Origin of the sequence: Bradyrhizobium liaoningense, assembly GCF_018130955.1 — a bacterium.
Classification (GTDB): Bacteria; Pseudomonadota; Alphaproteobacteria; order Rhizobiales; family Xanthobacteraceae; genus Bradyrhizobium; species Bradyrhizobium liaoningense_C.
In genome coordinates, this window is the sequence record NZ_JAFCJM010000023.1 from 95,511 (window position 1) to 101,510 (window position 6,000).

At 66.0% G+C, this 6,000-nt stretch carries 5 protein-coding genes and 1 riboswitch; of the genes, 3 read left to right on the top strand and 2 right to left on the bottom strand.

Going from position 1 to position 6,000, the window contains the following annotated elements; genetic code table 11:
* Window positions 1–95: 95 nt before the first annotated feature.
* Both JQ632_RS20355 and JQ632_RS20360 read right to left on the bottom strand, forming a co-directional pair.
* A complete protein-coding gene (locus JQ632_RS20355) occupies window positions 96–254 on the bottom strand; it encodes a hypothetical protein (protein WP_212404358.1) in 159 nt (52 codons plus the stop codon).
* Between the two features lie 126 nt (window positions 255–380).
* A complete protein-coding gene (locus JQ632_RS20360) occupies window positions 381–2,651 on the bottom strand; it encodes a TonB-dependent receptor (RefSeq protein ID WP_212404359.1) in 2,271 nt (756 codons plus the stop codon).
* A 111-nt stretch (window positions 2,652–2,762) separates the two neighbouring features.
* A riboswitch (cobalamin riboswitch) is annotated at window positions 2,763–2,961 on the bottom strand.
* Between the two features lie 104 nt (window positions 2,962–3,065).
* On the opposite strand from JQ632_RS20360, the gene JQ632_RS20365 reads away from it, so the two are divergent.
* The 3 genes from JQ632_RS20365 to JQ632_RS20375 are packed head-to-tail and all read left to right on the top strand — an operon-like array spanning window position 3,066 to window position 5,724.
* Window positions 3,066–4,118: an iron ABC transporter permease gene (locus JQ632_RS20365; RefSeq protein WP_249152298.1), complete on the top strand. Its 1,053-nt coding sequence runs from the start codon at window positions 3,066–3,068 to the stop codon at window positions 4,116–4,118.
* On the top strand, window positions 4,115–4,894 hold the full coding sequence (locus JQ632_RS20370; RefSeq protein ID WP_212404360.1) for an ABC transporter ATP-binding protein: 780 nt from the start codon (window positions 4,115–4,117) through the stop codon (window positions 4,892–4,894). The genes JQ632_RS20365 and JQ632_RS20370 overlap by 4 nt, the downstream gene beginning before the upstream one ends.
* The gene (locus tag JQ632_RS20375; protein ID WP_249152299.1) at window positions 4,879–5,724 is read left to right on the top strand and encodes an ABC transporter substrate-binding protein; all 846 of its coding nucleotides are present in this window, start codon (window positions 4,879–4,881) and stop codon (window positions 5,722–5,724) included. The genes JQ632_RS20370 and JQ632_RS20375 overlap by 16 nt, the downstream gene beginning before the upstream one ends.
* The last annotated feature ends 276 nt before the right edge of the window (window positions 5,725–6,000 follow it).

Consider the following 6,000-nt stretch of genomic DNA (forward strand, 5'->3'; position numbering starts at 1 on the left):
CGCGAGGGGTGTTTACGGCCCCTCAACGTCGTCCTGGCTTTCGCCAGGACGACAGCGGAGGGTGTGGCGCGTGCGCGCCGCAAAACGACCAAGCCCTACAACGGCTCGTCGTCCGTGCCGTAGCGGTCGCGCTTGGGGGTGGCGATGTCGCCGTCTTCGTAGTCGTCGTCGCCGTCGCGCGGCGGAGGGGGCGGCTTCTTGGCCTTGTCGTCGGTCGTCTTCGGCGGCGGAGTCTTGTTGCCGGCCTTGCCCATGGCTGTCCTCGGGTGGTGATGCCTCACGCGATACTAACTGGAAATTTCGTGATCCTCTTGCGCTTTCGCAAGCCCCGCAACGCCGGTAAATCCCGGCCGGATCCGCGCCGGCCTGGCATCCGTCGCTCAGAACGTCGCGCCGGCCTTCAACAGATAGGTACGGCCGGGCAGCGGATAGGCGCTGAAGCGGCCATTGGTGAACGTGCTGGCGATCGCATAGTCGTAATAGAGCGCGTTGAGCACGTTGTTGACGCTGAAGGACCAGAAGAACCGCTCATACTGACCGGAGAGCTTGAGGTCGATCGTGGCATCGGCCGGGATCATCATTTGCGTATTGGCCTGGTCGTTGTCCATGCGGCGCTCGGACCAGAAGCGCGCGGTGGCATCGAGTACCACGAAATTCTGCCAGATGTTCCAGGTCAGGCCCGCACTCGCGGTGTAGCGCGACACCAGCGGCACGTCGTTGCCGGCCCAGATGCCCTCGCGAAAGATCGCGCGTGTGTAGGCCATGCCGTTCCGCAACAGCAGTGAATCATTGACGCGGTAGGAGACACTGGTCTCCGAGCCGTAGCGCCGGGTCGGATCGAGATTGGTGTTGAAGAACAGCACCGGGCTGAAATGGAGCTCGTTGTTGAGGTCCATCAGATAGACGCTGGTCTGCATCTGCAGCCCGCCGCCCTTGATGCGCAGCCCGCCCTCGACGTCCTGCGACGTCTGGGTCTTCAACTGGAAGGTTTGCGGGATGGCGGCGAAGGTGAACGGATCGAACGACGGTCCCGACGACACGCGCTCGTCCACGTCAGGCGTGCGGAACGCGCGCGCGGCGCGGCCGAAAATCGTGAACACGTCATTGAGCCGGTGCTCGGCGCCGAGGTGCAGTGCGTATTGCGTCTCGTTGCTGTCGAGAGGCAGCGCGCCGATATCGGCGCCGAAGATCGCCGTGTTGAAGGGCGCTGTCGCATCGAACCGGTCGCGCGCCGACAGATTGATGTTCTGCACGCGCGCGCCATAGGAGATATCGGTGGTCGGAGCGACCCCGACCGTGTGCTGGAAGTAGCCTGCGACTGTCTGTTGCCGCAGATCATACATGTGCCAGGGCGCGAGGCCCTGGCCGGCACCACGGTTCTGCTGAAAGCTCGCATCGTAGTAGTCGATGCCGGTGAGCAATGTCGACGGCATGCCGAACAGCATGCTCTTGACGCTCAGTCGCGGCGTAATCGACCAGGTCTGGAGATGCGCGTCGACATAGGTTGAGGTGAACAAGGCCGGGACTGGCGTCGGGCTGGAGAAGAACGCGCCTTGCTGCTTCTTGTCGCGCACGCCTCCGTCGACGATCAAATCGACGCCGTTGATCAGCGTCTTGGTAAAACCGGCGGTCGCGCTCGCGCCCTGCTGGTTGGCGTAGTCGAACGGGGTGGTGGCGCCGCGGCGGTCGGTCGTGACCAGATCGACGCCGATGGAGGGGTCGACCAGGCGTCCGCCGGGCAGCCGCAGCTCCTGATTGTCGCCGCTGACGTTGAAGAAGGCAGTGAAGCCGGGGGACGTGTAGTTGAGATTGCCGACGCCGTTCTCCTGAACGTACTGGTTGTTGGCGCGATAGCCGTCGGTCTTCACGGCGTTGCCGTAGAACGAGGTCGACCAGTTGCCGAAATTCAGCGCGGTCGAGACCGCGCCCTGTCGCGTATTGAACGAGCCAAAGCCGCTCTCGACGCGCAAGCTGACTGGCGGACCGCCGACGCCGGTCTTGGTGACGATGTTGATGGTGCCGCCGACCGCGTTGTCGCCATAGAGCACCGCGCCGGAATTGCCGCGGGTGATCTCGATGCGCTCGATCGAGTTGAGCGGAATGGTGGAAAGATCCACCTGCGCCATGTCGATGTCGTTGAGCCGGCGTCCGTTGATGAGCACCAGCGTGTTTGCGCTGGCGAATGCGCCGAAACCGCGCAAATCGACGGTGGTCTTGGCGGCAACCGGGCCGCCAAACAGCGTGGTGAGCTGGGCGCCCGGCGTCTGCGTCGCGATGATCTCGGCCAGCGATTGCGACGGCGAATGTGCGATGTCGGCGGCCGTGATCACGGTGGTGGCGGCACCGACGATGCCGCCGGATTGCGTGGCGCTGCCGGCGCCGGCCGCAGTGTTACCGGCACCGGTCGATGTGCCGCTGGCCGTGTCGCCGCCCTGCGGCGCGGTGGACGGCGCGCGGCGTGGCGCAGGCGCAGCCTGCTCGCCGGTCGCGCGTGCCCGCGTCTGGTTCTGGTCACCGGGCTTGGTGATCTCGACCGCGGGGAGCTGTTCCGCGACGGCCTGGGCGCGGGCCGCGGTCGCGGCGAGGACGAGGAAACTGGAAGCAAGCAGAAGCGAACTGTGTCGCCTCGCAGCTTGGGAAACGGAAGACATGGCAAGACCTCGGCATGACGTCAGTGGCACGTCACAGCGAACGAAGTCTCACCGGTGCGCGTCTCGCGACCCGATGAGGCCAATGTCCGTACACCCCGACCGACATCCTCGCGTGTGACCACGGCTGACGGCAGGTCTCCTGGCTCGCGGGTCGTTACCCTTCGTCGCCTTCCCAGGACCGAGGACCCCAGTGGCTTTTTGACGAAGAATTCGCCGCTTACAGTTGCGGGGGCAGCCGCGGCATTGGGAAAAAATCCCGCACCGCATTCCCATTTCGTCCCCGAAGGGAACCGTCCCGTTCATCTAGGAGGCAGCCGAAACAGGAGTCAATCCCGCCTACTTTCAATAGAGTCGGTACGTGGTTTGTTCGCCACGCGCTTGTACCGGGTTCCAGTCCATGTATGAACATCGTCGATGGATGATCAGAGCGTTCAGACTGTGATGCAGGGTGCTGACGCGGCCGCCAGCCGGCGCGCGGGCGTGACCGGCGCGCTCGTCGCGCTGGTGGTCCTGCTTGCGCTGGTATCGCTCGGGATCGGCGCTGTCAGGCTGTCGCCGATGACAGTCGTCGAGGCGCTGGTCGGCGGCGGTAGTGATGTCGCGCAGGTGATCGTGCGCGAGATCCGCCTGCCACGCACGATTCTGGCGCTCACGATCGGCGGTATCCTCGGGCTATCAGGCGCGGCGTTGCAGGGCCTTTTGCGCAATCCGCTGGCTGCACCGTCGCTGTTCGGCGCGCCGCAATCGGCGGCCTTCGGGGCAGTCCTCGTCATCGCGCTCGGACTGGCCGATGTGCGCTCCTACGCGCTGCCGGTGGCGGCGATCGTTGCGGCCTTCGTCTCGGTGTTCGCGCTGCTCGCGATCGCCGGCCGCAATGCCGGGCTGTTGATCCTGATCCTCGCGGGGCTCGCGATCTCCGCGCTCGCGGGCGCCGCGACCGCGCTGGTGATGAACCTCTCCAAAAATGCCTTCATCGTGCTCGAGATCGCGTTCTGGCTGCTCGGGTCGCTGGAGGACCGCAGCTTCCGCCACGTCGCGCTGGCGCTGCCATTCATCCTCGTCGGCGGCGCGATCCTGCTCAGCCAGCGCAGCGCCTTTCGCGCGCTCAGCCTCGGCGAGGAGGCCGCGCAGAGCCTCGGCATCGATGTCGACCGCCTGCGGCTGCTGGTCATCTCGGGTGTTGCGCTCGGCGTCGGCGGCGCGGTTGCGGTCTCCGGCACCATCGGCTTCATCGGCCTGGTCGCGCCGCATCTGATGCGGCCCTTGATCGGGCATGATCCGTCGCGGCTGCTGGTGCCGAGCGCGCTTGCCGGGAGTAGCCTGCTGCTGGCCTCAGACATCGCGGTACGGATCATTCCCTCGACCTCGGACATCAAGGTCGGTGTGCTGACCTCGATCATCGGCGTTCCCTTCTTCCTCTATCTCATCGTGCGCGAGCGTCGCGCGCTCAGTGGAGGCGTCGCATGAACGACGCCTTCCTCACCGCGCAGGGTGTCAATGTCAGCCTCGGCGGCCGTGCCGTCCTGCAGGATATTTCGCTGTCGCTGTCCCCAGGCCATCTCGTGGCGCTGGTCGGGCCCAACGGCGCCGGCAAGACCACGCTGCTGCGCGCGCTCGCGGGGCTCGTGCCGGCAACCGGCAGCATCGACGTCGGTGGCCGGACGCTGGCCTCGCTTTCGTTGCGCGAGCGGGCAAGACGTTTTGCCTATCTGCCGCAGGGCCACATCGTGCACTGGCCGCTGGCCTCGCGCGACATCGTCGCGCTCGGCCGCTATCCGCATGGCGCGACCGATCCGGCCCGGCTGTCGCCTCGCGATGCCGAGGCGGTGGTGCGCGCGATGCAGGCTGCCGATGTCGTGCAGTTTGCCGGCCGCCGTGCCACCGAGCTCTCCGGCGGCGAGCGCAGCCGCGTCGCGCTGGCGCGGGTGCTGGCGACCGAGGCGCCTGTCATCCTCGCGGACGAGCCAACCTCGTCGCTCGATCCGCGTCACCAGCTCGACGTCATGCAGACCTTGCGCAAGGCGGCCGATTCCGGCGTGCTCGTCATCGTGGTGACGCACGATCTCGGTCTCGCGGCTCGCTTCGCCGACCGCGTGCTGGTGCTCTCGGCCGGACGGCTGGTGTCGCAAGGCAAGGCGGAGGAGGCGCTGTCGGAGCAGGTGCTGGCCGACGTGTTCCGCGTTACGGCCTATCGTGCCGAGCACGAGCGCGAGGCCGTGATCGTGCCATGGGCGGACGTTTGACGATGCGGTGCGCGGCATTGGTGATCGGCGCGCTCCTCATCATGCCGGTGCAGTCGCTTGCGGCCCAGCCCCGCATCGCTTCGATGAATGTCTGCACCGACCAGCTCCTGCTCTCGCTCGCCGATCCCGGCCAGATCGCAGGCCTCAGCCGCTACGCGCGCGACGACTGGCAATCCTGGCGCGCGACCGAGGCGCGCAAATTCCCGGTGCTCTCGGGCGGCGCCGAGGACATTCTCGTGCTCAAGCCCGATGTCGTGGTCGCGAGCCTGTTCGACAAGCGCTCCACGCGCGACCTGTTGCGGACGAATGGCGTGCAGCTCGCCGAGTTCTCTGTGCCGAGAACCATGGATGAGGTGAAGGCGCAGATCTTGCGGATGGGCGAGATCGCCAGCCAGCCCGAGCGCGCCAATGCCGAGATCGCACGCATCGATGCGGCCGTTCGACACGCGCGCGAGACGCTCGGACAGCGAAACGATCGCGTGCTGCCGCTGTCGCGCCGCGGCTGGGTCGCCGGCCGCGACAGCCTGCTCGGCGTGCTGCTGCGGGAGGCGGGATTGCGTAGCGCCGCCGATGAACTCGGCATCAAGGATGGCGCCTTCATCTCGCTGGAAGGAATCTTGGCGCTGAAGCCGGACATCTTGCTGTTGTCGGAGGCGGGCAATCGCGCCGAGGACGAAGGCCGCGCCTTCCTGCTGCATCCGGCGCTGGAGCGGTTCTATCCGCTCGACAAGCGCATCGTGATCCCCGATCGCCTCACCGTGTGCGGCGGCGTGATGCTGGCGGAGGCGCTGGATCTGCTGGTGAGCGAGATGAAGCGGATCGGACGCTAAGGCGTGTACTCATTAATCCGTCGCCTCCGCTTTGCTCTCAGAAGGCGACCCGCATCCGGCATGGCTGCACGTCAGCGATGGGCCGATTTTGTTGCAAAAGTCGGTTGAGGCGAGCCGGCAAGCGTGATTCCGTTGTGTTGACGCGAATCGCGACGAGGTCGATCCATGATGGGCCGTCTGAAGAGTGACCAAGGTCAACTGTTCTACGAGTTTCATCTCAGCGACGCGGTTCCCGAAGATCATCTAGTGCGGAAGATCGACACTGCTCTCGATCTG